24 protein-coding genes and 1 riboswitch are annotated in these 24626 nt (G+C 64.1%); of the genes, 10 read left to right on the top strand and 14 right to left on the bottom strand.

The window, feature by feature from the left end:
* Positions 1-31 precede the first annotated feature (31 nt).
* The 9 genes from LY622_RS07180 to LY622_RS07140 all read right to left on the bottom strand — a co-directional run bounded on the left by LY622_RS07180 (position 32) and on the right by LY622_RS07140 (position 8943).
* A complete protein-coding gene (locus LY622_RS07180; RefSeq protein WP_234290263.1) occupies positions 32-643 on the bottom strand; it encodes a cysteine hydrolase family protein in 612 nt (203 codons plus the stop codon).
* Complete coding sequence (locus tag LY622_RS07175; protein WP_234290262.1) at positions 633-2150, bottom strand: tripartite tricarboxylate transporter permease; 1518 nt, start codon at positions 2148-2150, stop codon at positions 633-635. The genes LY622_RS07180 and LY622_RS07175 overlap by 11 nt, the downstream gene beginning before the upstream one ends.
* Before the next feature lie 19 nt (positions 2151-2169).
* Positions 2170-2619 (bottom strand): tripartite tricarboxylate transporter TctB family protein, encoded by a 450-nt coding sequence (locus tag LY622_RS07170; RefSeq protein ID WP_234290261.1) that lies wholly within the window; start codon positions 2617-2619, stop codon positions 2170-2172.
* Positions 2620-2643: 24 nt separating this feature from the next.
* The gene (locus LY622_RS07165; protein ID WP_234290260.1) at positions 2644-3627 is read right to left on the bottom strand and encodes a Bug family tripartite tricarboxylate transporter substrate binding protein; all 984 of its coding nucleotides are present in this window, start codon (positions 3625-3627) and stop codon (positions 2644-2646) included.
* Between the two features lie 170 nt (positions 3628-3797).
* Positions 3798-4430 carry a 3-isopropylmalate dehydratase small subunit gene (gene leuD, locus LY622_RS07160; RefSeq protein WP_234290259.1) on the bottom strand — a complete coding sequence of 211 codons (633 nt, stop codon included), beginning with the start codon at positions 4428-4430 and terminating at the stop codon, positions 3798-3800.
* Positions 4427-5815, bottom strand: a complete 1389-nt coding sequence (gene leuC / locus LY622_RS07155) for a 3-isopropylmalate dehydratase large subunit (protein ID WP_234290258.1) — start codon at positions 5813-5815, stop codon at positions 4427-4429. The genes leuD and leuC overlap by 4 nt, the downstream gene beginning before the upstream one ends.
* Before the next feature lie 20 nt (positions 5816-5835).
* The gene (locus LY622_RS07150) at positions 5836-7338 is read right to left on the bottom strand and encodes a tripartite tricarboxylate transporter permease (protein WP_234290257.1); all 1503 of its coding nucleotides are present in this window, start codon (positions 7336-7338) and stop codon (positions 5836-5838) included.
* Positions 7339-7406: 68 nt separating this feature from the next.
* On the bottom strand, positions 7407-7871 hold the full coding sequence (locus LY622_RS07145) for a tripartite tricarboxylate transporter TctB family protein (protein WP_234290256.1): 465 nt from the start codon (positions 7869-7871) through the stop codon (positions 7407-7409).
* A gap of 52 nt (positions 7872-7923) precedes the next feature.
* Complete coding sequence (locus LY622_RS07140; protein ID WP_234290255.1) at positions 7924-8943, bottom strand: Bug family tripartite tricarboxylate transporter substrate binding protein; 1020 nt, start codon at positions 8941-8943, stop codon at positions 7924-7926.
* A gap of 204 nt (positions 8944-9147) precedes the next feature.
* Here LY622_RS07140 and LY622_RS07135 point away from each other — a divergent pair, with 204 nt between their 5' ends.
* Together LY622_RS07135 and LY622_RS07130 are read left to right on the top strand one after the other, a co-directional pair.
* Positions 9148-9933 carry a GntR family transcriptional regulator gene (locus tag LY622_RS07135; protein WP_234290254.1) on the top strand — a complete coding sequence of 262 codons (786 nt, stop codon included), beginning with the start codon at positions 9148-9150 and terminating at the stop codon, positions 9931-9933.
* A 22-nt stretch (positions 9934-9955) separates the two neighbouring features.
* Entirely contained in the window at positions 9956-10819 is an 864-nt protein-coding gene (locus LY622_RS07130; RefSeq protein ID WP_234290253.1) for an isocitrate lyase/PEP mutase family protein, read from the top strand.
* 21 nt (positions 10820-10840) lie between these two features.
* Here LY622_RS07130 and LY622_RS07125 read toward each other — a convergent pair whose 3' ends face one another.
* Positions 10841-11776 (bottom strand): LysR family transcriptional regulator, encoded by a 936-nt coding sequence (locus tag LY622_RS07125; RefSeq protein WP_234290252.1) that lies wholly within the window; start codon positions 11774-11776, stop codon positions 10841-10843.
* Between the two features lie 225 nt (positions 11777-12001).
* Between LY622_RS07125 and LY622_RS07120 the strand changes: the two genes are divergently transcribed.
* Positions 12002-13501 carry a CoA-acylating methylmalonate-semialdehyde dehydrogenase gene (locus tag LY622_RS07120; RefSeq protein ID WP_234290251.1) on the top strand — a complete coding sequence of 500 codons (1500 nt, stop codon included), beginning with the start codon at positions 12002-12004 and terminating at the stop codon, positions 13499-13501.
* A gap of 80 nt (positions 13502-13581) precedes the next feature.
* Here the strand turns inward: LY622_RS07120 and LY622_RS07115 are convergent, their stop codons facing one another.
* The gene (locus LY622_RS07115) at positions 13582-15294 is read right to left on the bottom strand and encodes a zeta toxin family protein (protein WP_234290250.1); all 1713 of its coding nucleotides are present in this window, start codon (positions 15292-15294) and stop codon (positions 13582-13584) included.
* 175 nt (positions 15295-15469) lie between these two features.
* Between LY622_RS07115 and LY622_RS07110 the strand changes: the two genes are divergently transcribed.
* The 4 genes from LY622_RS07110 to LY622_RS07095 all read left to right on the top strand — a co-directional run bounded on the left by LY622_RS07110 (position 15470) and on the right by LY622_RS07095 (position 18811).
* Positions 15470-17326, top strand: a complete 1857-nt coding sequence (locus tag LY622_RS07110; RefSeq protein ID WP_234290249.1) for a diguanylate cyclase — start codon at positions 15470-15472, stop codon at positions 17324-17326.
* A gap of 77 nt (positions 17327-17403) precedes the next feature.
* Positions 17404-17991, top strand: coding sequence for a peroxidase-related enzyme (locus LY622_RS07105; protein ID WP_234290248.1), 588 nt, complete (start codon positions 17404-17406; stop codon positions 17989-17991).
* A gap of 62 nt (positions 17992-18053) precedes the next feature.
* On the top strand, positions 18054-18419 hold the full coding sequence (locus LY622_RS07100) for a hypothetical protein (protein ID WP_234290247.1): 366 nt from the start codon (positions 18054-18056) through the stop codon (positions 18417-18419).
* Positions 18416-18811, top strand: coding sequence for an HNH endonuclease (locus LY622_RS07095; protein WP_234290246.1), 396 nt, complete (start codon positions 18416-18418; stop codon positions 18809-18811). The genes LY622_RS07100 and LY622_RS07095 overlap by 4 nt, the downstream gene beginning before the upstream one ends.
* A gap of 4 nt (positions 18812-18815) precedes the next feature.
* Here LY622_RS07095 and LY622_RS07090 read toward each other — a convergent pair whose 3' ends face one another.
* On the bottom strand, positions 18816-19496 hold the full coding sequence (locus LY622_RS07090; protein ID WP_234290245.1) for a hypothetical protein: 681 nt from the start codon (positions 19494-19496) through the stop codon (positions 18816-18818).
* A gap of 274 nt (positions 19497-19770) precedes the next feature.
* Positions 19771-19898, top strand: a riboswitch (TPP riboswitch).
* Between LY622_RS07090 and LY622_RS07085 the strand changes: the two genes are divergently transcribed.
* Both LY622_RS07085 and LY622_RS07080 read left to right on the top strand, forming a co-directional pair.
* Positions 19888-21291 (top strand): sodium:solute symporter family transporter, encoded by a 1404-nt coding sequence (locus LY622_RS07085; RefSeq protein ID WP_234290244.1) that lies wholly within the window; start codon positions 19888-19890, stop codon positions 21289-21291. It overlaps the preceding riboswitch by 11 nt.
* Positions 21291-21986, top strand: a complete 696-nt coding sequence (locus LY622_RS07080) for a TenA family protein (RefSeq protein WP_234290243.1) — start codon at positions 21291-21293, stop codon at positions 21984-21986. The genes LY622_RS07085 and LY622_RS07080 overlap by 1 nt, the downstream gene beginning before the upstream one ends.
* A gap of 61 nt (positions 21987-22047) precedes the next feature.
* Here LY622_RS07080 and LY622_RS07075 read toward each other — a convergent pair whose 3' ends face one another.
* Both LY622_RS07075 and LY622_RS07070 read right to left on the bottom strand, forming a co-directional pair.
* Positions 22048-22452, bottom strand: a complete 405-nt coding sequence (locus LY622_RS07075; RefSeq protein WP_234290242.1) for a helix-turn-helix domain-containing protein — start codon at positions 22450-22452, stop codon at positions 22048-22050.
* Positions 22453-22454: 2 nt separating this feature from the next.
* Positions 22455-22742 carry a type II toxin-antitoxin system HigB family toxin gene (locus LY622_RS07070; RefSeq protein WP_234290241.1) on the bottom strand — a complete coding sequence of 96 codons (288 nt, stop codon included), beginning with the start codon at positions 22740-22742 and terminating at the stop codon, positions 22455-22457.
* Positions 22743-22888: 146 nt separating this feature from the next.
* Between LY622_RS07070 and ilvD the strand changes: the two genes are divergently transcribed.
* A complete protein-coding gene (gene ilvD, locus LY622_RS07065; RefSeq protein ID WP_234290240.1) occupies positions 22889-24577 on the top strand; it encodes a dihydroxy-acid dehydratase in 1689 nt (562 codons plus the stop codon).
* Positions 24578-24626 lie beyond the last annotated feature (49 nt).

Genomic DNA, 24626 nt, shown 5'->3' with positions numbered 1-24626 from the left:
GTAGTGGTGAGACCGATGACCGAAAGTAGGCTTACCCGAGCAGTGTGATGATCGAAGCGCAGTCGGTGACAGTTGCGATGCTTGCCATGTCGGCGATGGCGGTGTCGTGTGTGGCGCGCTTGAATGCCGCGCAGCCGTCTTCCAGCACCAGGATGTGATAGTCACGCATGTGAGCGTCTCGCACGGTGCTGGCAACGCCACCGTTGGTGACGATGCCGCAGACGATCACGCTGGTGATGCCAGCCTTCTTCAAGACCCAGTCGAGCTGGGTGTTGAAGAAGCCGGAGTAGGCGACCTTGTCCACGGAAACGTCGACGTGGGGGGCGATCGCCTCGACGTTGGCCTGGCCGTGGCTGCCTGGGGCGAAGTCGCCACGGGCGAGAAACGGCCGCAGCGCTTTCAGGTGCGACGAGATCATCGGTTCGCCCTGGGCATCCGGCCAGAGGGTGAAACGGGTAGCTGCGACCAGGCCGCCGGCCTGCTTGAGGCGCTTGGCCAGCGGGGCGACCCGCTCGGGGAGGGCGACAGCATCGGGGTTGGTATCACCGCCACGTGCATAGGCGCCGTCGGGGTGCAGGAAGTCGTTCTGCAGGTCGACGATGATCAGGGCGGTGTGGCGCGGATCGAGGGGCTCAGGATACATGGGATTCCTTGGCTGTGTTGAGGGCGCGCAGCCGACGACGCACGCTGCTGGCGATGATGAAGCACACCGCGATCGCGGTGACGACGAGAATGCTGAGGCTGATCGGCCGGTCGATAAAGGTTTCCAGGTTGCCCCGCGAGAGCAGCATGGCGCGCCGGAAGTGCTCCTCCATCAGGGGGCCGAGAATGAAACCCAGCAGCAACGGCGCGGGGTCGAAGCGCAGCATGTTCAGCAGGTAGCCGAGCACGCCGATGCCGACCACGGTGTAGATGTCGAAGGTGCTGTTGCTGACGCTGAAGACCCCTACGCTGATGAAGATTAGGATGGTGGGATAGAGCAGCCGGTAGGGGATCTTGAGCAGGCTGATCCATATGCCGATCATCGGGATGTTGAATAGCACCAGCAGGATATTGCCGATGATGAAGCTGACGATGAGACCCCAGAACAGCTCGGGTTGCGAGGTGATCAGCTGCGGGCCGGGGGTGATGCCGTGGATGATCAGGGCGCCAAGAATCAGCGCCATGGTGATATCGCCGGGTATGCCGAGGGTCAGCGTCGGCACGAAGGCCGTCTGCGCCGAGGCGTTGTTGGCTGCCTCGGGGGCGGCGACGCCTTCGATGGCGCCTTTGCCGAAACGCTGCGGATCCTTGGCGATCTTTTTCTCGGTGGCGTAGGCCATGAACGAGGAGATCGAGGCCCCGGTGCCGGGGAGGGTGCCGAAGAAGCTGCCAATAGCCGAGCCGCGCGCCATGGAGGGCAGCGAGAGCCGCCAGTCCTCACGGCTGGGCAGCATCGAGCGCAGGGTGAAGCGCTGGCTCAGTCCCGAGGTATCGATAGTATTGATATTACGAATGATATCGGCGACGCCGAAGATGCCCATCGCCAAGGCGACCAGGCTCAATCCGCTGGAGAGTTCGAAGAAGCCGAAGGTATAGCGAATTACGCCGGTGTTGACGTCGGTACCGATCATGCTCAGCAGGAGCCCCAGTACCACCATGGCGCCGCCCTTGAGCGGTGAGTCCGAGAAGGTGCAGGCGGCGACCAGGCCCAGCAACATCAGCGCGAAGTACTCCGCCGAGCCGAACTTGAGGCCCAGCTTGGCGATATAGGGTGAGAAGAAGATCAGGATGATCAGGCCGGTGATCGCACCGGCAAATGAGGCGATGGTGGTGATGAACAGTGCCACGCCGGCGCGCCCATTGCGTGCCATGGGGTTGCCGTCAATACAGGCCACCGCGGAGGAGGCGGTGCCGGGCAGGCGTAGCAGGATAGCCGCGGTGGAACCGCCATACTGGGCGCCGTAATAGACGCCAGCGAGCATCACGATGGCCTCTTGAGGGCCGATGTAGTAGGTGATCGGCAGCAGCAGCGAGATTGCCGCCAGCGGGCCAATGCCCGGCAGCACCCCGATGAAGGTGCCCAGCAGTACCCCGACGAAGCAGTACCACAGCATCGTCGGCGTCAGCGCCGCTTGCAGGCCGATACCCAGATTAGCGATTACATCCACGAGGGAGTCTCCAACGCGATTAGCCCCACCACAGCGGCATGTTCATGCCGAGCCCGACGATAAAGATCAGTGACGCGAGCCCGGCGACGACTAGCGCTAGCACGATGCGCCCCGGCCAAGTGATCTGACGATCGGCCCAGGAGGAAACTACAACGCTGACGAAGGCCGCCGTGAAAAGGCCAGCGGGCCGCAGCAGCATCGCGAATAGCACCATGCTGGCGGCAACGACCAGTACCTGGCCAAGCTGCAGGTCTATCGCGCTGCTTGGCTTGAGCTGAGAGGTAATGGCAAGGATGCCGCCCATCGTACACAGCATCATCGACAGGACTTGGGGCAAGAACCCCGGCCCCATTCGTGCGAGGCTGCCGAAGGCGTACTGCTGACCGTGGTAGTAGGCGTAGGCGCCTATACCGATGAGCAGCAGCCCGCCGAACAGCTCGTGGTTGACCTTCAGTGTCAATTTACGCATGACCATGATGATGGAGTGCCGTTATCACTGTTTTTCGATGTCGCCGGCTTCGGCGATGGCTTTCCAGCGCTCGACGTCCTCAATAATGAACTCGGCAAAGGCCTCGGCGCTGATGTCGATGGGCACGGCCCCTTCGCGCTCGAGCAGATCGGCACCGGATTCTCCGTGCATGATCTCGGTGACGTCGGCGTTGAGCCGCTCGACGATCGCAGGGTCCATGCCGGCGGGGCCGAGCAGGCCGAACCAGCCGTAAGTGGTCGGGTAGTCGCTCAAGGTCTCGTTGATCGAGGGGATGTCGTCGAGGTTGGGCATGCGCTCCGGTGAGGTGACGGCAATTGCATTGGCGTCGCCTGATTCCACTAGTGGCATGGCGGCGGCGAAGGGCGCGAACATCACATCGACATGGCTGCCGATCAGGTCGGCAATGGCCGGAGCGGTGCCGTTATAGGGGATCTCGTAGCCGACCACCTCGGATTCCTGCATAAACTTGAGCGTCTCCATATGTAGCGAGGAGCCCAGGCCGCCGACGCCGAAGGTGATGCCGTCGGGCTGCTCGGCTGCGTAGTCGAGCAGGGCTTGCAGGCTATCGACCTCAAGGTCGGGCCGCGACAGCAGGATGCTGGAGACCTCGCCCAGCAGCGAGATCGGCGAAAAGTCCTCGACCGGATCATAGGGTAGCTCGTGGAACAGCGATTCGTTGAGGGTATGGCTGGTATAGGCCACCAGCAGGGTGTAGCCATCAGGATCAGCATTGGCGACGGCCTCGGTGGCGATGCTGGCGCCGGCTCCCGGGCGGTTGTCGACCACGGTCGGCACATCGTACTTCTGTGCCAGACCCTCGGCGACTTCGCGTGCCAGGGCATCGGTGGTGCCACCGGCAGAGGCGCCGACAATCAGGTTGATCGGTTTGCTGGGGTAGTCGTCGGCAACCGCCTGGGCACCCAGCAGCAGACTGAAGGGGGCGGCTGCGGCGAGTACGAGCAGGGGGCGGGGGGCAGTCAATCGCATTTGAGACTCCATCTTGTTGGTGTAGTGGACCAGTGACGAGCGCGGGCCTAGTGATTGGAATGCCCAGTGCCGTCATTCAGCTCACTTTATGTATGGTGCTATTGTAATGTCAATAGGACATGAGTTGGCGCGCGGCTTTGCTTATGTACTCGGCCCCATGCTGTGAGTCGCTAGCTGTTGACTGGCACTACCCACGGCTGCTCTGCCAGATAGTGCTTGGCAAAGGCGTCGATCTCTCGCTGCCAGGCCAGGGTGGCCTGGATGTCGTCGATACCCTTGAGGAGGCGCTCACGGCTGCCGTCGTCGAGTTCGAAGGGCAGGCAGCTGCCGTCTTCCCGACGTATCTCATAGGCTTCCAGATCTACCGTCAGCGTCGCCTGCGGGTGAGCCTGACAGTAGGCGACGAGGGCATCGAACGGAGCCTGCTGGAGCATGATAGGCAGCAGGCCGTTGCGGATGGCGTTGTTGCGGAAGATGTCGGCGATCTTGGTCGAGATGATGACCTGGATACCGTAGTCAACGAAGGCATAGACGGCGCCTTCCCGGGATGAGCCGCAGCCGATGTTATGGCCAGCCAGGACGATCTTCGCGGCGCTCGACGAGCCGGGTGCGGTCGATTCGGGTATGGGGGATTCGGGACGCGGCTGGCCCTGCATGTCGTAGCGGGCATCGTAAAGCAGGTAGTGATGGTAGCCGCTGCTGCGCGGCTTGCGCAGGAAGCGCGCCGGGATGATCTGGTCGGTGTCGATGTTGGCATCAAGCAGCAGCAGGGCTGGGCTTTCAACCTGGGTGACGGGCTTCATGAGGGGGCTCCTGTGGCGGGCTGACGGACGTCGACGATCTTGCCATTGAGCGCGGCAGCGGCGGCCATGGCTGGACTCATCAGATGGGTTCGCGCGCCGGGGCCCTGGCGGCCGGGGAAGTTGCGGTTGCTGGTGGAGGCACAGCGCTTGCCCGGGGCGACGCTGTCGCCGTTCATGGCCACGCACATCGAGCAGCCGCTCTCGCCCCAGCTGGCGCCGGCGTTGCGGAAGATCTCGGCCAAGCCCTCGGCCTCGGCCTGAGCCTTGACGCGATTGGAGCCGGCGACGATCAGCGTTGGCACCTTGACCGTACCACCTTTGAGCACGTCGGCTGCGTCACGCAGGTCACTGAGCCGCGAGTTGGTGCACGAGCCAATGAAGACTTGATCGACTTCCAGCCCGAGGATGGGGCGGCCCGCGGTCAGGCCCATGTAGTCGAGCGAGCTGCGGGTGGCCTCGCTGTCGGTCGGGGCGAACGGCTCGTCCACGGCCACGGATTGCTCGGGGCTGGTGCCCCAGGTGATGCGCGGTGCCACCTCGCCGGCGTCAATGGACACGGATTTGTCGTAGTGGGCATCCGTGTCGCTATAGAGCGTGCGCCAATGGCGCTCGGCCTGTTCGAAGGTCTCGCCTTGGGGCGCCTGGGGTGCGTCGCGTAGCCAGGCGAAGGTGGTTTCGTCCGGGGCCACCATGCCGACCCGGGCGCCGGCCTCGATGGTCATGTTGCACAGGGTCATGCGGGCGTCCATCGACAGCGCCGCGACAGCCGGCCCGGTGTACTCCACAGCGTGACCGGTGGCACCGCCGGTGCCGATTTGGTGAATGATGTGCAGGGCGAGATCCTTGGCGGTCACGCCGGCTGCCAGCTTGCCCTCGACGTGGATGCGCATGGTCTTGGGCCGGCGCTGCCACAGGGTCTGGGTGGCGAGCACATGGGCGACTTCGGTGGCACCGATGCCCATCGCCAGCGCACCGAAGGCGCCGTGGGTTGTGGTGTGCGAGTCGCCGCAGACAATGATCAGCCCAGGCAGGGTCAGACCCAGCTCCGGGGCGGCGACGTGGACGATACCGCGATCGCCGTGGCCAAGCCCCAGGTAGGTCAGCTGGTGCTTGGTGGTGTTGTCTTCTAGCAGGCGGATCATGCCGGCCACTTCGGGGTCGTCGTCGAGGCGTGACAGGTCGGAGGGCACGTAGTGGTCCGCGATGCCGAAAGTGAGCCCGGGGAAAGCCAGTGGCCGGCCGCTGCTATCGAGTTTGTCGAAGGCGTGGAAGGAGCCTTCATGAACGAAGTGGCGGTCGACCCACAGCAAGTCGAACTCGCCTGAACTGGCGACGACGTGCTGTCGCCAGATCTTCTCGAACAGGGTAAGAGGGGGCTGCGTCATGACGATGTCCTCGATAGATGTCAGGAAGTGGCGCGGCGGCCCTTGAGCAGGCTACCGATGAGCCGGGGCAGCACCGAGATCAGCAGTAGGGCCAGTAGCACCAGGGTGATCGGGCGATCAGCAATGAAGCCGAGATTGCCGCCGCTGATCTGCATGCTGCGCACCAGTTCGCCCTCGGCCATGCCTCCGACCAACAGGCCGACCACAGTGGCCGCCACTGGGAAGCCGTAGCGGCGCATCAGCCAGCCCATGATGCCGGTAGCCACCACAGTGATGGGGCCGACCATGTTGCCGGTGATGGCGTAGGATCCGACTACCGACAGCACCATGACGATGGGGATCATCAGCTTGAGCGATAGCTTGACGATGTAGCCGGCAAGGAAGATGAAGGCTACCCCGATGACTAGCAGCAGTACCGCCTGGGCCATGTTGCCGATGATCAGGGCGTACACAATATCGGGATTTTCACGGATGAAGCGCGGCCCGCCGGTAACGTTATGCATGGCGAAGGCGCCGAGCAGCACCGCGGTGCCGGCGCCGCCGGGCAGCCCCAGAGCCAGCAGGGTGATCATCGAGCCGCCTTCGGAACTACTGTTGGCCGACTCGGCGGCTATTAGCCCGGAGGGGTTGCCCTTGCCGAACGACTCGGGATCCTTGGAGCGCTGCTTGGCGGTGGCATAGGCGGCGAGATTGGCGATGCTGGCGCCAACCCCGGGGATGGCGCCGATCACCGCGCCCATGCTGCCACCGCGCAACAGCTGAAAGGGCTTGCTGGCGGCTTGGCCCATGCCGCCGAGAATGTTTCGGAAACGCACCACCCGCAGGCTGCTGTCGTCGACGATGTAGCGCTTGCCAACCAGGTTGAACAACTCCGAGGCGGCGAAGAAGCCGATCAGCGCGGGAATCACCGGTATGCCGTCGAGCAGGTACATGCTGCCGAAGGTGCCGCGCATCTGGCCCGCGTCGCTGTAGCCGATGGTGCTGATCAGGATGCCGAGGATGCCGGCGGCGATGCCCTTGGAGATGCTGGCATCGTTGAGCACGGCAATCAGCGTGACGCCCCAGATCGCCACCACCAGCATTTCGGTGGGGCCGAGTCTCAGCACCCACTGCGAGATCGACTGCACAGTGAACAGCAGCAGCAGGTAGCCGATCAGGGTGCCGAGCACCGAGGCGACCAGGCCGATGCCCAGCGCCTGGGCATGCTCACCGCGGCGCGCCATGGGGTAGCCGTCGAAGGCGGTGGCAACCGACGAAGACGTACCGGGGATGTTGAGCATGATCGCGGGAATCGCCCCCCCGAAGCCGCCACCGGTGAAAATAGCGGTGAGAAAAAGGATCGCAGGCAGGAAATCCATGTATAGCGTAGCGGGGAGGAACACCGCCATGGCAATCGAGATCGAGAGGCCTGGGATCGAGCCAAAGAACAGCCCAATGATCAACCCCGGCGGTACTACTAGCCAGGCGGCCGGGGTGTTGCCCAGTAAGCTGAGGGCGGCTTGGAAGGCCTCGGCGTTGATCATGACGTGGGGTGCCTCTTGTCAGTATGCGAAGGACGCTCAGAGCAACTGGGTGTCAGAACAGCAAGGTGTCAGAGCAGCAGGGTGGGCAGGCGAATCCCCAGCAGCTCAATGAACAGCAGCACGATGGTGGCCGAGACCACTACGCCGAAGCCGACAATTACCCACCAGCGCTTTTCACCCTGCAGGTAGAGCGCCAGGCAAAGAAACAGCAGGCTCCCGAGATCGAAGCCGATAACCGGAATCAACGCCACGTAGAGTGCCAGGAGACCCATGAAGAGCACCGCTGGGAGCGTCGAGGGATCCTCCTGGGCAGCTGCGTCGCGCTGACGGTACCAGTCGATCACATTGGTGCCGACGATCACCAACAGCGCGGTGATTCCGATACCGGCTGCGGGTAGAATCAGCAGCCAGTCGGTGACACCGCGGGCGGCGGCATGTACCCCGTGGGCATAGTAGCCAAATACGGCCGCCAGGCTCAGCGAGAAGAGCACGCTGCCTAAGGGAAAGCGCTGCCGTCGTATCGAGGTTGCCATGCCGTACCTCCCGCTTTATCAAATTGCCGTTTGCTGACTGAATGGCCGGCGCTTACTGCAGCAGCGGTGCGTATTGCTGGACCGCACGATAGGCCTCGTCGACCAGTGCTTGGCTCTCCTCGGGCGAGACCCAGTCGGCGCCGATGCCGGCTTCAGTTGCCCAGGCCTGGAATTCGTCGCTCTCCAGGGTTTCCTGGTAGGCCTGGATCAGGCGCTCGTAGCGCTCGGGGTACTCCGCCTGCAGCGAGGCATGGGCGATCAGGCCCGTGACGTTGCCGCCTATCAGCGGCAGCGGGTCAATGCCGAGGCTCTCCATTTCATCGTTGAACAGCGGCGCGTCCCAATTGTCGCTGGGGGCATCGTTGACCACTGCCAGTGCACGCACTTCTTCGCTGATCGAGAGAGCGGCTTCGGCGGCAAGGATCTCGAAGTCGACCTGATTGCCGGCCAACGCCGCACGCAGCGGGGCGCCGCCGCTGTAGGTGACGAAGCGCACGTTGTCGTGCTCGATATCGAGAGCATCCATCATCACCAGGGTCTGCAGGTGACCGCCATTACCGACGATGATGCCGGAGCTGACTGCGCCGGGTTCGCGCAACGCCTCGACCAGCTCCTCAAGGGACTGGTAGGGGCTGTCGTTATGCACTGCGACGATGCCATAGTCGTTCCATTGGGCACTGAGCAGTTGGAAGTCTTCCCACTCGACCGGTGCGCCGCCGACCTCGATGGCGCTGGCCAGGTAGGGCGTGGCTTGCATCACCAGAAGGGTCTGGCCATCGGCGGGCTGTTGCTGGAAGTAGGTGGCGCCCAGTGCACCGGCACCCCCGGGGCGGTTGACGATGCTGATAGGCACCTCGAGGCGCGGCGACATGTGTTCGGCCAGACCCCGCGCCATGCGGTCGGCGCTGCCGCCGGCGTCGAAGGGTACGACGATCTCGATGGGATCTTCTGGCCAGTCGGCCTGGGCGGCGCTGGCCAGGCCGACGCTGAGCACCAGGCATGACATGCCGGCAGTGAAGGTGGGCAGGCCACGCTTGATGGCGGCGGCAAGGGCTGTGGGCTGATAGTTCATGAGTGCGTCTCCGGAGTCGTTATTCTTTGGCGTCTGGTCTCGAAAGTTGTAGCTATTGGTATACGTTAGGTATGCCTGATGCTTTTGTGATGGATCATGCATTGGCAAGGGTTATTCATGCATGGTAATTTTGTCATGTCAATAGGACATGAAGTTCGAGCAGCAACAGCTAGCCGCTCGTTCCACTGAGGCTAAGGAGGCGAAGTGACAGACCTCTCGAAACGCCAGCCAGTCGGGGATACCAGTGACCCGTGGCCGAAGCATCATCGCGTCTATCTGGTCTTGCGCCAGGAAATTCTGGAAGGGCGCTATACCCCCGAGCAGCCGTTGCCCAACGAGATACTGTTGACCGAGCAGTTTCAGGTCTCGCGGATCACCATCCGCAAGGCGATGGAGCGTCTGGATCGCGAAGGCCTGGTGGTGCGCTATCGCGGCAAGGGCACCTTTCCGGTGGCCTCCAACGAATCGTCGCCGGTACAGGCAAGTATCTCCGGGGTAATCGAGAACTTGATCGCCATGGGCCTCCAGACCGAGGTCAAGGTGCTCGACTTCGGCTATGTGGCGGCATCGGCCGAGGTTGCTCAGGCACTCTCAGTGGCGCCGGGGGCGGTGGTGCAGAAGGCCACCCGCGTTCGCAGCCATCGCGGGGCGCCTTTTTCGCTGTTGACCACCTATGTGCCGGAACCCATTGGCCGCACCTTCTGCGAAGAGGACATGGCGTCTAAGCCGCTGCTGCTGTTGCTGGAGCGTGCCGGTGCCAAGGTGGTCCGTGCCGAACAGGCGATCACCGCCAAGTTGGCGACACCCAGCCAGGCCGCCTTGCTCAACATGGAGCCGGGCGATGCGTTGCTGTGCATACGTCGCACGGTGTTCGCTGAAAACGACTACCCCGTTGAGTATATCGAAGGGTTCTACTGCCCCGACACCTATGAACATCAGATGTCGTTGGGGCGCAAGACTCATTTTAATAAGCGCGTCTGGGACGCGTGACTTTCATCATTGAGGAAACGCCATGACTCCGCTAGCCGACTTGATCCAGCAAACTCAGGGTGCCGTGATCGCTCCGGGCGTCTATGACCCGTTCACGGCCAACCTGGCGGCGCAGGCCGGCTTCGAGTGCGTGTATCTGTCCGGGGCCAGTTTGGCCTATACCCAGTTGGGCCGCCCTGACCTTGGCCTGGTCACCATGACTGAGGTGGCCGACAGCATCGCGGCGATCCGGGATCGTGTCGATATCGCCTTGGTCGTCGACGCCGATACCGGTTACGGCAATGCGCTCAACGTACAGCGAACCGTTCGGGTATTCGAGCGCAACGGCGCTTCGGCGATCCAGCTCGAGGACCAGACCTTTCCCAAGCGCTGTGGCCACCTGAGCGGCAAGACGCTGATCAGCGTCGATGAGATGGTAGGCAAGATTCAAGCCGCTTGCGATGCGCGCCACAGCGGGGCAACGAAGATCATCGCTCGCACCGATGCTATCGCCGTCGAAGGGCTTGACGCAGCCATGGAGCGCGCCGAGCGCTACCTCGAGGCGGGCGCCGATGTGCTGTTCATCGAGGCACCCCAGAGCCGCCAGCAACAATTGATGATCACCGAGCGCTTTCAGCGGCGGGTACCCTTGCTGGCCAATATGGTCGAGGGGGGGCGCACGCCGGCGGGCAGCGCCGACCAGCTCGCTGAACTTGGTTTCAAGCTGGTGATTTTCCCTGGTGGGTTGGCCCGAGCGGTAATTCGCCAAGTTACGGCCTATTTCGAGAGCCTCAAGGCAAACGGCACCACCGAACCCTTCCGTGACCGCATGGCCTCGTTCGACGAACTCAACGACGCTATCGGTCTGCCAGAGATGTTGGCTATCTCTGAACACTATTCGGCGTAGTGGTCTATCCGGAGGGGAGGCCTAGTGCATCACCAGCTCCCGCGCCTCGCCCATCAGAAAGGCGCGGTTGACCTCCAGCGCCTCGCGCAGGAAGTCCCACAGCAGCCGCACCCGGGCCAGGCGGCGCTGCTCCTGGCGCGCGGTGATCCAGAAATGGCGCACGATCTCTACCTCGTCGTCCAGCACGCTGTCGAGGGTGTCGCTGGTCTCGGCCATGAAGCAGGGCAGCACGGCAAGCCCGGCCCCGCTCAGCGTGGCGGCATGCTGGGTGGTCACGCTGGTGCTGCGTATCGAGAAGTGCGGCCCCGGCTGGCCCACCACGGCGGGGTCGAGCAGCGGCTCCAGGTAGCTGAGCTGCTCGCTGAAGATCAGGTCGTCCACATAGCCGATCAGCCGGTGGCGGCCGAGTTCAGCGAGCCCTGCCGGCGTGCCGTGGCGCGTGAGGTAGTCACGGCTGCCGTACAGGCGCAACCGGTAGTCGCACAGCCGTGAGATCACCATGCCGGGGCTGACCGGGCGCTCGACGGTGATGGCCAGATCCGCTTCATGGCGGCTCAGGTTGACCACCCGTGGCAGTGCCAGCAGGTCCAGGGTGATGCCGGGGTGGCGTTCGCAGAAGCGGGAGAGCAGCGGGGCGATCACCCAGGTGCCGAAGCCCTCGGTGACCCCCAGGCGAATCTGGCCGCTGAGCTGGTGGTTCTTGTCGGTGAGGCTTTCGCCGGCCTCGAAGGCGTGCCGGGCCATCTCCTCGGCGTGGGCCAGCAGTTGCTGACCCGCTTCGGTCAGATGGTAGCCATGAGTGCTACGCTCAAAGAGCTGGGTATTGAGTTTCTGCTCGAAGCGGCGGGTGCGCCGCGACAGGGTGGAGTGGTCAAGCCCCAGGCGCCGGGCGGCGTCGGTCAGCCGTTGGCTGCGGGCCACTTCCAGAAAGATCTGTATGTCCTGCCAGTCGAGCATGAAGGCCTCCCAGGGTGCGGTTCGTTTGTGCGTCAGCGCACAAGCAATGTGCCCGAGTGCCCGTTGTCAGGCAATCCCACCTCTGGCTAGACTCATGGGCATTCCATTTCGTGTATTTATACACATAAAGTCTAATATCTGCCTTGCCGCGACAACCCCATCACAACGATAAGCAGCCAGTGCAAGCAGACTAGAGCCAGCAGACACAAGAGAGGAGCACGCACCATGTCAGTCCGCGAGATTCCGATGTACATCGACGGCAAGCCCGTCCCGTCCAACAGCCAGGAGTGGCGCGACGTGGTCAACCCGGCGACCCAGGAAGTGGTCGCCAGGGTACCGTTCTGCTCCGCAGAGGAAGTTGACCGCGCTGTCGCCAGCGCCAAGGAAGCCTTCAAGACCTGGCGCAAGGTGCCGCTGGGCAAGCGCATGCGCATCATGCTCAAGCTGCAGGCGCTGGTGCGCGAGCACACCCCGGAGCTCGCCGCCCTGATCACGGAAGAGCACGGCAAGACGCTACCCGACGCCGAGGGCGAGGTGGGTCGTGGCCTGGAAGTGATCGAGCACGCCTGTTCGATCACATCGCTGCAGCTTGGCGAGCTGGCCGAGAACGCCGGCACCGAGATTGACGTCTACACCCTCAACCAGCCGCTGGGCGTGGGTGCCGGCATCACCGCCTTCAACTTCCCGATCATGCTGCCCTGCTTCATGTTCCCGCTGGCCATCGCCACCGGCAACACCTTCGTGCTCAAGCCCTCCGAGCAGGACCCGAGTTCCACCATGCGCCTGGTCGAGCTGGCCCACGAAGCGGGCGTACCGGCCGGCGTGCTCAACGTGGTTCACGGTGGGCCGGACGTGGCCAACCAGATCGCCGACCACACCGACATCAAGGCGCTCTCCTTCATCGGCTCGAGCCACGTGGGCTCGCTGCTCTACAACCGCGCCGCCGCCGCCGGCAAGCGCATGCAGGCGATGATGGGCGCCAAGAACCACTGTGTCGTCATGCCCGACGCCAACCGTAGCCAGGCCATCAACAACCTGCTGGGTTCCGCCTTCGGCGCCGCCGGCCAGCGCTGCATGGCCAACTCCGTGGTGGTGCTGGTGGGCGAGGCCAAGGCGTGGATCGACGATATCGTCGACGGCGCCCGCAACATGAAGGTCGGCCCCGGCACCCAGCGCGACGCCGACCTCGGCCCGCTGGTCTCTCCGGCCGCTCGCGAGCGCGTGATTCGACTGATCGACGCCGGTGAGCAGGAGGGCGCCAAGCTGCTGGTCGACGGCCGCGGCTATGAGGTGTCGGGCTACGAGCATGGCAACTTCGTCGGGCCCACCGTGTTCGCAGACGTGACGCCTGAGATGACCATCTACCGGGAGGAGATCTTCGGGCCGGTGCTCTGCGTGGTCAGCGTCGATACCCTGGATAAGGCGATCGAATTCGTCAACGCCAACCCCAACGGTAACGGCACCTCGATCTTCACCAACTCCGGCTGGGTGGCGCGGCGCTTCGAGAGCGACATCGACGTGGGCCAGGTCGGCATCAACGTGCCGATTCCGGTGCCCGTGGCCTACTTCAGCTTCACCGGTTCCCGCGGTTCCAAGCTGGGCGACCTGGGCCCCAACGGCAAGCAGGCCATCGCCTTCTGGACCCAGACCAAGACCGTCACCGCGCGCTGGTTCGAGCCCGAGAACGTCTCCAGCGGCATCAACAGCACCATCTCGCTGAGCTGAACCCGGCCGACAGCCTGACCACGGCCCCGCTTCATCGAGAAGCGGGGCCGTTTCTGTTTATGGGGCGGGGCCGGGTCTGTTTATGGTGAAAGCGGCACCCCGAGGGTGGCGAACAGTTTCGCCAGCTCCGGGGCCTCCCGCTTGCCGCGCAGGATGGTGGCATCCACCACCGAGAAACGGCCTGCCGAAGCCAGCAGGTACGGCTGGCCGGTCGCCTCGTCGATGAAACGGACCTCCGGCACCCTGGCGATGCACTGCTTGAGGAAGGTACAGTTCCTGGCGATCGCCAGGCGGTCATCGTCGGGATAGACCTCCGCCGGGCAGGTCGCCAGGGTGTTGATCTTCTTGTAGCGATCCACGTTGACCAGGCCCAGGGGGTCAAGGATGTTGAGGACCTCGCGGGTGCCATGGGCGATGGTCGTCGGCGGGGTGTGCTTGGGAACGCTGTTGTCCAGGAAGGTGTACTCGAGCCGGGGATGCCGGCTGTCCAGCCACTTGTAGAGCAGCTTGGGCATGCCGTCATAGGCCTCGACGCAGTGCCCCAGGAAGTCTTCCACCGCCTTGTAGCGTCCCCGCGTCAGTCCGCGCTCCCAGCCGCGCTCCACCGTCGCCTCCGGTGGGGTGACGACGAAATAGAAGTACATGGTGGTGACATGCTTCGCGTAGGTGGCATCCAGGAGCCGCGGGACCTTGTCCATGGCGAAGCTGTCGAAGCGAAACCGGTCGATCAGCAGGTGCGGGATGGAGCCTTCCCGCTCGGCCTTGTCGCGGATGTAGCGGTCCAGCTTGGCATCGATGAGCTTGACCTCCTTGCCGGCGAGGCGCCCGGCATACTTGTAGGCCTCGCCCAGGGCCTCGTAGTCGAGCAGCAGGCGGCGCCAGATGTCGGGGGAGACGGTGCCGTACTGGTCGGGCTGGATGCCCAGGTCCCGCAGAGTGTCCTTCAGGAAGGGGCGCAGGGAGCTCTTGCCGGCGGCCGAGGCTCCCTTGAGGCTGATCAATATCGGTTCCCTGGCGCAGGGGAGCCGTCCGTAACCTTCGGCGTGCATGGCCCGCTCCACATGGGGGGCGACCTGCCGCCCGAGGTGGCGGCTGCCGAAGTCGTTGCACACATGCCGGGTGATCAACCTGGCCAGCAGTTCCCGCTCTACCCCGATATGGCCCCGGGTGGCTCCGATTGAGTTCAGGACACGGTAAGTGCTCTTGTAGATGGCTCTCTCCAGCGCGTCCCGCGCCCCCAATCCCTTGTTCTTGATGTCCTGGATCACGTCATGGTGGCGCTCCTCGAGGGACCGCGGGTCCGCCTGCTGGCGTGGCGCCGGGCGCTTGCCGAACCATCGGGACAGCCAGGACTCGGGCTCGGGATCGGTCGGTGTCGGTTCGGGGGCGAGGGCCGCGGCGAGGATATCTCCCACCCGGCCGTGGATCTGGTCATACAGCCGGTCATACGCCTGCTGGAATGCCGGCATATGGGGGGTCAGGTAGTCGGAAAGGATCCTGAGGGCGATGCTGCGGAAATGCTGCCCCAGGAGCTCCTCTTCCTCGCCCTCGAGGACCACCACATCGGCCGTCACCTGCACGATCAACTCGTGCAGTACCAGGCGCTCCGGGCGGAACGCGACCAGTTCCTCCTCCGTGAGCCCGGTAAGGGCCCTCAGCTCGGGGATGTCGGACAGGTGTGAATAGACGTTGGCCGGTCGGTGAATCGTCTCCAGAGACTGGTAGCACCTGGGCAGCTCGGCCTCCAGGCCGGGATTCCATGCCGAAAACTCGGAACCATTTCGATCAGCCATACCGGGAATCCATGCCTGCTGGGGCGTGTCGGAGTTGACGAGGGGGCATGCAGCGATAGTGGCCCACCCGGCTGCGTGGGGCAATCCCTGCGGCCCCGTTCATTCTTTCAACGGGCGCCAAAGCGGCATTAGCTGATAAAGTAGGTGCATCATCGTATGCCAGCGTGGAGTGCACGTGACCAGGCGCCTCTCGTATCCCTTGCCTCCCTTCGTGGCGTTTCGCTGGCTGGCACTGCTGCTGTTCTTTCTGCCAGGGCATGCGCTGGCCGCTGTCGACGTCGGTACCCTGAGAGGGGAGCTTGACCTCAGCCCGCACGTTCTGTTGCTGGAAGACAGGGCGCGTGAGTTCGATATCGAGCAGTTGCTGAGTCATGGCGATACGCTGGAGTGGGAGTCTTCCCGTCAGGAAACCCTCAACTTCAGTTTTTCCGACGCTGCCTGGTGGGTGCAGTTGCGCGTGGAGAACGACACCGCTGCCGATGTGCGCCGGCTTCTCGAGCTGGCCATGCCGCTGCACGACTATCTCGATGGCTATGTGGTGGACCCGCAGGGCGAGATCGTTCGCCAGTGGCAAACCGGCAACCGGCGGAATTTCGACTCCCGTCCGATCGCCCATCGTACCTTCGTGCTGCCCATTCATGTCCCGGCCGGCGAGTCTCGGCAGGTCTTCCTGCGACTGGATACCCACGACGGGCTGTACGATGCCACGCCCCTCTACCTCATGGACGATGCCGGTTTCCTGGCCAAGGCCCAGCGTGAGCTGATGGCCTTCAGCCTCTACTTCGGTGCCCTGCTGGCGCTGTTGATCTATAACCTGCTGCTTTACCTCGCCACCCGTGAGCGGCCCCTGCTGCACTATGTTGCCTACCTCGGGACCTTCTTCATCCTGATGTTTTCGGCGCGCGGCTTTGCCTTCCAGTACTGGTGGCCGGACATGCCGACGTTCAACAACCAGATGATACCGCTCAACATCGGCCTGTTCGCCGTCACGCTGGCGGTATTCAGTGACAGCTACCTGAACCTCCGCCTGCACGCTCCCCGCTTGACCCGGGTGCTCTACGGGATAGCCGGCCTGTGCATGGTGAGCGCGCTACCGGCGCTGTTCGGCCACTATGCGCCGGTATTCCACCTGATGATTCCCGGCGCCATCCTGCTCTCCTGCCTGTTGCTCGGCGTGGCGGCCTGGCGGAGCCTTTGCGGTGACACCCTGGCCCGGATCTACCTGGTGGCGTGGTGCGTGCTGCTGGTCGGTATCACACTCTACTTCCTGCGGGTGGCGGGGGTGCTGCCCTACAATATCGTCACCGAGTACGCCGTCCAGGTGGGTTCGGGGATCGAGTTCCTGCTGCTCTCCCTGGGGCTGGCCTGGAAGATCAACCAGTTCAAGAACGAGAAGCTCGCCGCCGAGCGCGCCACGCTCGATCTGCAGCGCTCGCACAATGAGCGCCTGGAAGGTGAGGTGGCGCAGCGTACCCGGGAGCTGGAAAACGTCAACCGACAGCTCACGACCATGGCGCGTACCGACCCGCTGACCGGGTTGTTGAACCGTCGACAGTTCCAGGAACTGGTCGAGGACGAGCTGAATCGACGGCGGCGCAGCGGCCAGCCGCTGTTGTTTGCGGTGATGGATATCGACGACTTCAAGCTCTACAACGACACCTATGGCCATCACGCGGGCGACGAAGTGCTGATGCGGGTATCCACGCTGCTGCTGGACCACTTCCGCCGCGCCGGCGATCGGCTCTTCCGCCTGGGCGGGGAGGAGTTCGGCCTGCTGCTGGCCGTGGATTCGCTGGAGGCCGGCCAACGGGCGCTGGAAAACTATCGAGAGGCCCTCCAGCAGCTGCGTATTCCCCATGAGGCTTCCACGCATGGGGTGATCACGGCCTCCTTCGGCCTGGTGGCTTGCCAGGGGTGCGCGGCGGTGCGTGACGTGGAGACGCTCTACCGCCTCGCCGATAAGGCCATGTACGAAGCCAAGGCGAGCGATCGCAACCGGGTGGTGACGTGCTCGATGGTTGGAAAAGCCTGAATGCGTGCGGGCATGGACAATGAATTGACGTTGACGTTAACTGTATCCAGTCCATAGAGCCCCAGCAGGAGTCCGCCATGTCTACGCCCATCAGCCGCTTTCCGATTCCCGAGTCGATCGAGGACATGCCCGGGGATATCCGCGACGCCATGCTGGCGGTGCAGGAGAAGGCCGGCTTCGTGCCCAACGTCTTCCTGATGCTGGCCCATCGCCCGGCCGAGTTCCGCGCCTTCTTCGCCTATCACGACGCGCTGATGGAGCGGGAGTCGGACACGCTGACCAAGGCCGAGAAGGAGATGATCGTGGTGGCCACCAGCGCCCGCAACCACTGTCTCTACTGCGTGGTGGCCCACGGTGCCCTGGTGCGCATCTACAGCAAGGACCCGCTGCTGGCCGACCAGGTCGCCATCAACCACCGCACGGCACCGCTGAGCGAGCGCCATCGCATCATGCTGGACTTCGCCTTTCACTGCGGCCTGGATGTGGGCGAACTCACCGACGAATGGCAGACGCGTTTGCTGGAGGCCGGTTTCACTCAGGACGACATCTGGGACATCGGCGCCATCACCGCCTTCTTCGGGCTCTCCAACCGCCTGGTCACGCTGACCGGCACGCCGCCCAACGACGAGTTCTACCTGATGGGGCGGGTGCCGCGGGAGAAGTAAGCAGTATTGGCTTCTATTGCTGCTCCAGCGTAGGGTCGAGCTAGGCAGAATTAGGAGGCCTCATGGCTGCGGAAAGAAAGACATGGACGGATCAAGATAGATTGCTGGTGTTGTCCCTCTATTGTCGACTCACTTTTGGGCAGCTTCACCGGGGACGACCCGAGGTTATCCAGTTGGCCGAACAGATGGGGCGCTCGGCCAACTCCGTCGCGATGAAGCTTTCCAACTATGCGAGTCTTGATCCCGAAGTATTGGCACTGGGCAAGAAGGGGCTATCTGGCGCTTCTCAGCAAGACCGCTTGCTATGGCAACGATTCATAGCCGAACCAGAAGCCGTGGCAAGCGAATGCGAAGAGGCTGGTCGATTCTTGGCGAAGAAGTGGAAGCATCCGACGTCGAGATTGACTACACCGGACAGGAGGCAATGAGTCTCCAGAAACGGCGGGTGGGGCAGTTGCTATTCCGCAAGGCAGTGATGATTCGTTATGACACCCGCTGCGTGATTACCGGATTGCGTCATGAGGACTTGCTGATCGCCAGCCACATTGTGCCCTGGCAGGCACGCCCTGAATCGCGCCTCGATCCGGCAAACGGCCTTTGTCTCAATGCACTACATGACAGGGCTTTCGATAAAGGGTTGCTAGCGATAGACGGCAATGACCGTATACAGGTATCGCAGGAGCTGCACGGTGTAGAGGCGAATGGCCAGCTCACGGCTCAATTAATCGCGCTGCACGGCCATCCTCTAACCATCCCCCAAACCGCTTTTCCCAATCGTGACTACCTGGCCTGGCATTATCAAGAATGTTTCCGGCGGTAAGGTCTCAGGCGCTGTCCCGGCACCCCTCCAACAGCTGCAGTACGGGCACCAGCTGGCTTTCATGCAGGACCAGCAGCGTATCGACCGTGGCTTCCTCCTTGGCAGGGGAGACCACGGCGAATTCGCCCTCTTCGAGGTGGAATTCGTGCACCTCGCGGTGTCCTGCGGGGGTCATGCAGTAGATGGAACGGTAGGTTTCATCCTCGCCGTAGGTGAGGCGGTGGTAGACCTTGAAGAAGGTGTAGAGATAGAGCCCCTGGTCGAAGGCGGGCCAGCGGGCGGGGATGGTGCGGGTCTCCTCGTCGAGGGCCTGGCCGTTGGCTTCGGCCCGGATGATGGCATGCTCGAGCGGGCGGGCCAGCAGCGAGGTGTCATCCTGCGGAAAAGGTTGCGAGGCCTCGAAGGCTTGGTGGTAGCGTTCGGCCGCCTGGTGGAGGTGGCCGAAGGTGCCGATGCGATGGTCGCTATGCGCCAGGTCGGCAGGCTCGAAGCCGCCGTTTTCCCAGCCGTGGATCACCCTCAGCACGAGCTTGCCGCGGGACATTGGCGCCAGTGCCAGGGCCTCCAGGGCGACGCGCAGATGGAGCTGCCGCTCGATCACCTGATTGTCGAAGGCGCTGTAGGGGTCGGCGAAGATGGCGTGCAACTGGCCGGGGGCGTGTTCCTTGGCTTCGGTAAACGGCATCGGTAGTCTCGGCGAGAGTGGTCGTTCGCATGCAGCGACTGTTGTATCATCACTCGTCCCATCAATCATGGGCGCTAGATGGTTATGTCGGCCATCCTGTCCATAACTTGAGTTCGGCTTTGTACGAAAACTGCCTGCGCTCGGCCATGCGGCGTTAAAAATCGGCTCAAAATGCTCATTTACACCCCGTAAACTCCGCTTTTTCGCCGATTTTTGCCTTGCCTGACCTTCGCTCGCCGACTTTTCGTACATAGCCTAGTATCGACAATTCATTCACTGTCGCCAGGGGAGTCCCGCTTGCCGGCTCGAAACGGAGCCGGCCAGGGGGCTGAGAGGGCCTAGCGCTGACCCTGGAACCTGATCCGGTTAATACCGGCGGAGGAAGTGCGACATGCCCTACCTGACGTCTGCCGTGCTCGGCGCGGCGCTATTGTGCTTTGCCTTTCTGGGCCTGCGTGCCCGCCGGGCCGACGGCCCGCTCGATGACTACGTGACCGCCCGCAACTCACAGGGCGCTCAGGCCATCGGTCTGTCGTTCCTGGCCTCCAGCATGGGCGCCTGGATCCTCTTCGCGCCGCCGGAGATCGGTGCCTTCGTGGGGCCGGTGGCGCTGGCCGGCTACGCCATCGGCTCGTCGCTGCCGTTCCTGATACTGGGGCTCTACGGCCCGGCCATCCGCCGCCACCTGCCCCAGGGGCGCAGCATCGGCGAGTTCGCCGAGGCCTGCTATGGCGCCGGGGTGCGGCGCTGGGTCTCCTTCGTTTCCGTGGCCTACATGGCCATCTTCCTGGCCGCCGAGCTGACCGCCATCGGCGCCATTGCCGCGCTCCTCTCTGATGTGCCGCCTTCGCTGGTGATCCTCGGCGTGGCGGTGGTCACCCTGGTCTACACCACCCTGGGCGGCCTGAGGGCGAGCCTGGCCACCGATCGCTGGCAGGCCTGGTTGCTGCTGGCCCTGCTGGTGCTGGTCGGCGGCGTGGCCTGGTGGTGGCTGCCGCCCATGCCGGCCGGGGCGGTGATGCCCTCGATTCCCACCGGCAGCGCACTCTCCGTGGCACTGACCCTGGTGATCGCGGTCACCGCGGCGAACCTCTTCCACCAGGGCTACTGGCAGCGGATCTGGGCGGCCGAGGATGATCGTGCGCTGGGCCGTGGGGCGCTGCTGGGCGGGGTCAGCAGCCTGCTGGTGGTGATGGCCATCGGTGGCCTGGGCATGCTTGCGGCCATGCAGGCGCTGCCGCTGGGCGAGCCGCCGATTCCCTTCTTCGCGCTGCTCTCCGCCGCGCCGGCCTGGCTGGGCCTGCCGGCTCTGGTGCTGGCGGTAACGCTGGTGGCCTCCAGCGTAGATACCCTGCAGAACGCCATCGCCTCCATGGCAGTGGCCAGCTCCGGGAAGCGCGGGCTCTCGGTGCGCGCGGCGCGGCTCGTCACGGTGGCGCTGATGGCACCGGTGGCATGGGTGGCCCTTCAGGGCTTCTCGGTGCTGCGGCTGTTCCTGATCGCCGACCTGCTCTGCGCGGCCATCGTGGTGCCGGTGCTGCTGGGCCTGTGGCGGCGCATGAGTCCCCTGGCGGCGGTGGCCGGCGGCGTGGCGGGCCTGCTCGGCGCGGTGGTGCCGGGCTGGATCGCACAGGGCAGCCTGGCCGCCGGCGTGCTGGCGGCGAGCTTCCCCGACAGCATTCCGACCCTGGCACCCTTCCTCGGTGCGCTGCTCGCTTCCACCCTGGCCAGCCTGCTGATCGCCTGGCTGCGCCCCGGGGCGAAATTTCACCTGATAAGCAAGGGAGACGCCTGATGACCACTCGTTCAGACTGGAACGCCTCGGCCGCCGGCCGTGAATCGGCGCGCATCACCGACTGGCTGCGCGAGATCAGCGAGCCGGACTGGTCGGCCACGGTGAACCACCCGCTGTTCGATGCCCTGGCCGAGGGGCGGCTGTCGGGTGACGACTTTGCCGCCTACATGGTGCAGGACTACGGCTTCGTTGACCCCTTCACGGCCCTGATCGGCCACGCTATCGGCCGCGCGCCGAGCATGGCGGACCGGGTGGTGCTGGGCCAGTTCATGGGCATGCTGACCAGCGACGAGAACAACACCTTCCAGCGCACCTTCGACGCCTTCGATGTGCCTGCGTCCCTGCGCGAGGCGCCGGATTATCTGCCGCAGACCCGGGCGTTTCGCGAGCTGCTGCACGACACCGGCCAGGGCGGCGACTACGCCGAGATCCTGGCGGTGCTGGTGGTCACCGAGTGGGTCTATCTCGAGTGGGCGCTGCGGGTGACCCGCGTAGACGGGCTGCACCCGTTGATGGGGGAGTGGATCGACCTGCACGACAACCCCGCCTTTCAGGAGTTCGTGGCCTGGCTGCGACGGCGCCTGGACGAGGAGGCGGCGGCGCTTGATGACACCGCCTTCGCTCGGATGGCCGAGCGCTTCCGCGACACCGTGGCGAAGGAGCGTGCCTTCCACGACGCCGTGTTGCCGAGCTGAGGCAGAGCGATAGCCGGGTGCACCTGCCTCCGCGGGGAGACCGGCGAGGGCAAGTCGAAGCTCAGTCGAGGAAAAGGTCGGCAGGCAGTCCGAAGTGCTGTGTCAGGGCCTTGATCTGGCGGACGTTCAGGTGCCGCTTGCCGGCAAGGATCTCGGAGATCACCGACTGGGTGCCGACCTCCGGCAGGCTCGACTGGTCGAGGCCATGCCACTGCATCAGGTGGCGGAGCATGTCGGCTCCCCTGACCTCCGGCATCGGACGGTGAGCGTCGTCGTACTCCTCGATGAGGTCGCCCATGTGTGAGGCGAGGCTCGCCAGGGGGTGCTCCTCGTCGTCTCCGATCAGTTCCAGCAGCTCATCGAGTGCCGCGACCAGGGCGTCGTAATCGTCTTCCGACTCCGGGGCGTTTAGCAGGGGGGCCACGAAGCGCCAATGGGCTGCTGCCTGTTGGACAATGCTGGTCATGCTCACTCCTTCCAGTGGCCCTTGTCATATTCGGCGTGATCTAGGACGTGCTGGATGTAGATCTTCTTGAATCGGTAGTGCACCACGGCGATCAGGCGAATCTTGTTGCCGCCGATATCGAACACATGTTGCCTACCGATCTTGTCAGTGGCCGGGAACAGCGACTTCATCTCGGCGAAGCTACCGGGTTCACTCGACTTCATCAGTCGATACCAGGCATCCAGTGCCGATGCGGCCTGTGGCCATCTTTGCTTGGCTTCCCAGATGCGTTTCTGGGTAATGATATGCATGGGCAACCTTGTATCGCAACTTGCGATACAGCATAGCCGCCGCCTCGTCTTGTGGCAAGACATGGCGGTTTGGCATGGACAGTCGTCCTGTCTGCGGTCCACCCTCTCTCTATTACCCCCCCCTGAACAACGATAGAGGAAGCATCATGAGCGATACGCCCGAGGATCCGCGCCGCCGTTATTCCGCCCCGGTAGTGGATGGGGTCGGCAAGTCCGCCAGCCGTGCCATGCTGCGTGCGGTGGGCTTCACCGATGAGGATTTCAAGAAGCCCCAGGTGGGCATTGCCTCCACCTGGAGCAATCTCACGCCCTGCAACAGCCATATCCATACCCTCGCCGAGCGGGCCAGTGACGGCGCCGACGCGGCCGGCGGCAAGGGGGTGATCTTCAATACCATCACCATCTCCGACGGTATCGCCAACGGCACCGAGGGCATGAAGTATTCGCTGGTATCGCGGGAGGTGATCGCCGACTCCATCGAGACTGTGGCCGGCTGCGAGGGCTTCGACGGCCTGGTGGCCATCGGCGGCTGCGACAAGAACATGCCCGGCTGCCTGATGGGGCTGGCGCGGCTCGACCGGCCCAGCGTGTTCGTCTACGGCGGCACCATCCTGCCCGGCGAGGGGCATACCGACATCGTCTCGGTGTTCGAGGCCGTGGGTGCCTACACCCGCGGTGACCTGGACCTGATCGAGGTGAAGCAGATCGAGGAGAAGGCGATTCCCGGCCCCGGTTCCTGCGGCGGCATGTACACGGCCAACACCATGGCGTCGGCCATCGAGGCGCTGGGCATGAGCCTGCCGGGTAGCTCGGCGCAGAATGCGGTGTCCCAGGAGAAGCGCGACGACTGCGAGGCCGCGGGTGCCGCGGTACTGGAGCTGCTCGCACGGGACATCAAGCCCTCGGACATCATGACCGGTGACGCCTTCGAGAACGCCATCACCGTGGTCATCGCTTTAGGAGGCTCCACCAATGCGGTGCTGCACCTGATCGCCATGGCCAACACCGTGGGGGTGCCGCTCTCGCTCGAGGACTTCACCGAAATCGGCAAGCGGGTGCCGGTGCTGGCCGACCTGCGCCCCAGCGGCCACTACATGATGAGCGAGCTGGTGGCGATCGGCGGCATCCAGCCGTTGATGAAGATGCTGCTCGATGCCGGGCTGTTGCATGGCGACTGCCTGACGGTCACCGGCCGGACGCTGGCCGAGAACCTGGCCGACGTGGCGCCCTATGCCGAGGGGCAGTCGATCATCGCGCCGCTGTCGGCGCCATTGAAGGCCGAGAGCCACCTGCGAATCCTCTACGGCAACCTGGCGCCGGAAGGTGCCGTGGCCAAGATCACCGGCAAGGAGGGCACGCGCTTTACCGGCAGTGCGCGGGTGTTCGGCTCGGAGGAGGAGGCCCAGGCACGCATCAACGACGGCACCGTGGTGGCCGGTGACGTGGTGGTGATCCGCTACGAGGGGCCGAAGGGCGGACCCGGCATGCGCGAGATGCTCACCCCGACCTCGGCGATCATGGGCCGAGGGCTCGGCAACGACGTGGCGCTGATCACCGACGGGCGCTTCTCCGGTGGCAGCCACGGCTTCGTGGTCGGCCACGTGTCGCCCGAGGCCTTCGATGGCGGGCCGCTGGCGCTGGTCGAGAACGGCGACACCATCACCATCGACGCCGAGGCCAATACCATCGAGGTGGCGATCGATGACGGCGAGATGCAGCGGCGTCGGGCCGCCTGGCGGCAGCCGGCACCGCGCTACACCCGCGGCGTATTGGCCAAGTACGCCAGGACGGTCAGCTCCGCCTCCACCGGCGCGGTGACCGACCTGGCGGAGTAAATTCCCCGGTAACAGGCCGGCACCCAGCTTGCGAGGCTGTGTGCCGGCC

It is taken from the genome of Halomonas alkalisoli (assembly GCF_021412585.1).
In the GTDB taxonomy this organism is placed as follows: Bacteria; Pseudomonadota; Gammaproteobacteria; order Pseudomonadales; family Halomonadaceae; genus Halomonas; species Halomonas alkalisoli.
This window is presented reverse-complemented; position numbering and strand designations above follow the sequence as displayed.

What these genes read in the sequence shown, in the direction of transcription:
- LY622_RS07180 (WP_234290263.1), bottom strand. Translation starts at nt 643, where the DNA reads ATGTATCCTGAGCCCCTCGATCCGCGCCACACCGCCCTGATCATCGTC.
- LY622_RS07170 (WP_234290261.1), bottom strand. Translation starts at nt 2,619, where the DNA reads ATGCGTAAATTGACACTGAAGGTCAACCACGAGCTGTTCGGCGGGCTG.
- LY622_RS07165 (WP_234290260.1), bottom strand. Translation starts at nt 3,627, where the DNA reads ATGCGATTGACTGCCCCCCGCCCCCTGCTCGTACTCGCCGCAGCCGCC.
- leuD (WP_234290259.1), bottom strand. Translation starts at nt 4,430, where the DNA reads ATGAAGCCCGTCACCCAGGTTGAAAGCCCAGCCCTGCTGCTGCTTGAT.
- leuC (WP_234290258.1), bottom strand. Translation starts at nt 5,815, where the DNA reads ATGACGCAGCCCCCTCTTACCCTGTTCGAGAAGATCTGGCGACAGCAC.
- LY622_RS07150 (WP_234290257.1), bottom strand. Translation starts at nt 7,338, where the DNA reads ATGATCAACGCCGAGGCCTTCCAAGCCGCCCTCAGCTTACTGGGCAAC.
- LY622_RS07145 (WP_234290256.1), bottom strand. Translation starts at nt 7,871, where the DNA reads ATGGCAACCTCGATACGACGGCAGCGCTTTCCCTTAGGCAGCGTGCTC.
- LY622_RS07140 (WP_234290255.1), bottom strand. Translation starts at nt 8,943, where the DNA reads ATGAACTATCAGCCCACAGCCCTTGCCGCCGCCATCAAGCGTGGCCTG.
- LY622_RS07130 (WP_234290253.1), top strand. Translation starts at nt 9,956, where the DNA reads ATGACTCCGCTAGCCGACTTGATCCAGCAAACTCAGGGTGCCGTGATC.
- LY622_RS07125 (WP_234290252.1), bottom strand. Translation starts at nt 11,776, where the DNA reads ATGCTCGACTGGCAGGACATACAGATCTTTCTGGAAGTGGCCCGCAGC.
- LY622_RS07120 (WP_234290251.1), top strand. Translation starts at nt 12,002, where the DNA reads ATGTCAGTCCGCGAGATTCCGATGTACATCGACGGCAAGCCCGTCCCG.
- LY622_RS07115 (WP_234290250.1), bottom strand. Translation starts at nt 15,294, where the DNA reads ATGGCTGATCGAAATGGTTCCGAGTTTTCGGCATGGAATCCCGGCCTG.
- LY622_RS07105 (WP_234290248.1), top strand. Translation starts at nt 17,404, where the DNA reads ATGTCTACGCCCATCAGCCGCTTTCCGATTCCCGAGTCGATCGAGGAC.
- LY622_RS07100 (WP_234290247.1), top strand. Translation starts at nt 18,054, where the DNA reads ATGGCTGCGGAAAGAAAGACATGGACGGATCAAGATAGATTGCTGGTG.
- LY622_RS07095 (WP_234290246.1), top strand. Translation starts at nt 18,416, where the DNA reads ATGAGTCTCCAGAAACGGCGGGTGGGGCAGTTGCTATTCCGCAAGGCA.
- LY622_RS07090 (WP_234290245.1), bottom strand. Translation starts at nt 19,496, where the DNA reads ATGCCGTTTACCGAAGCCAAGGAACACGCCCCCGGCCAGTTGCACGCC.
- LY622_RS07085 (WP_234290244.1), top strand. Translation starts at nt 19,888, where the DNA reads ATGCCCTACCTGACGTCTGCCGTGCTCGGCGCGGCGCTATTGTGCTTT.
- LY622_RS07080 (WP_234290243.1), top strand. Translation starts at nt 21,291, where the DNA reads ATGACCACTCGTTCAGACTGGAACGCCTCGGCCGCCGGCCGTGAATCG.
- LY622_RS07075 (WP_234290242.1), bottom strand. Translation starts at nt 22,452, where the DNA reads ATGACCAGCATTGTCCAACAGGCAGCAGCCCATTGGCGCTTCGTGGCC.
- LY622_RS07070 (WP_234290241.1), bottom strand. Translation starts at nt 22,742, where the DNA reads ATGCATATCATTACCCAGAAACGCATCTGGGAAGCCAAGCAAAGATGG.
- ilvD (WP_234290240.1), top strand. Translation starts at nt 22,889, where the DNA reads ATGAGCGATACGCCCGAGGATCCGCGCCGCCGTTATTCCGCCCCGGTA.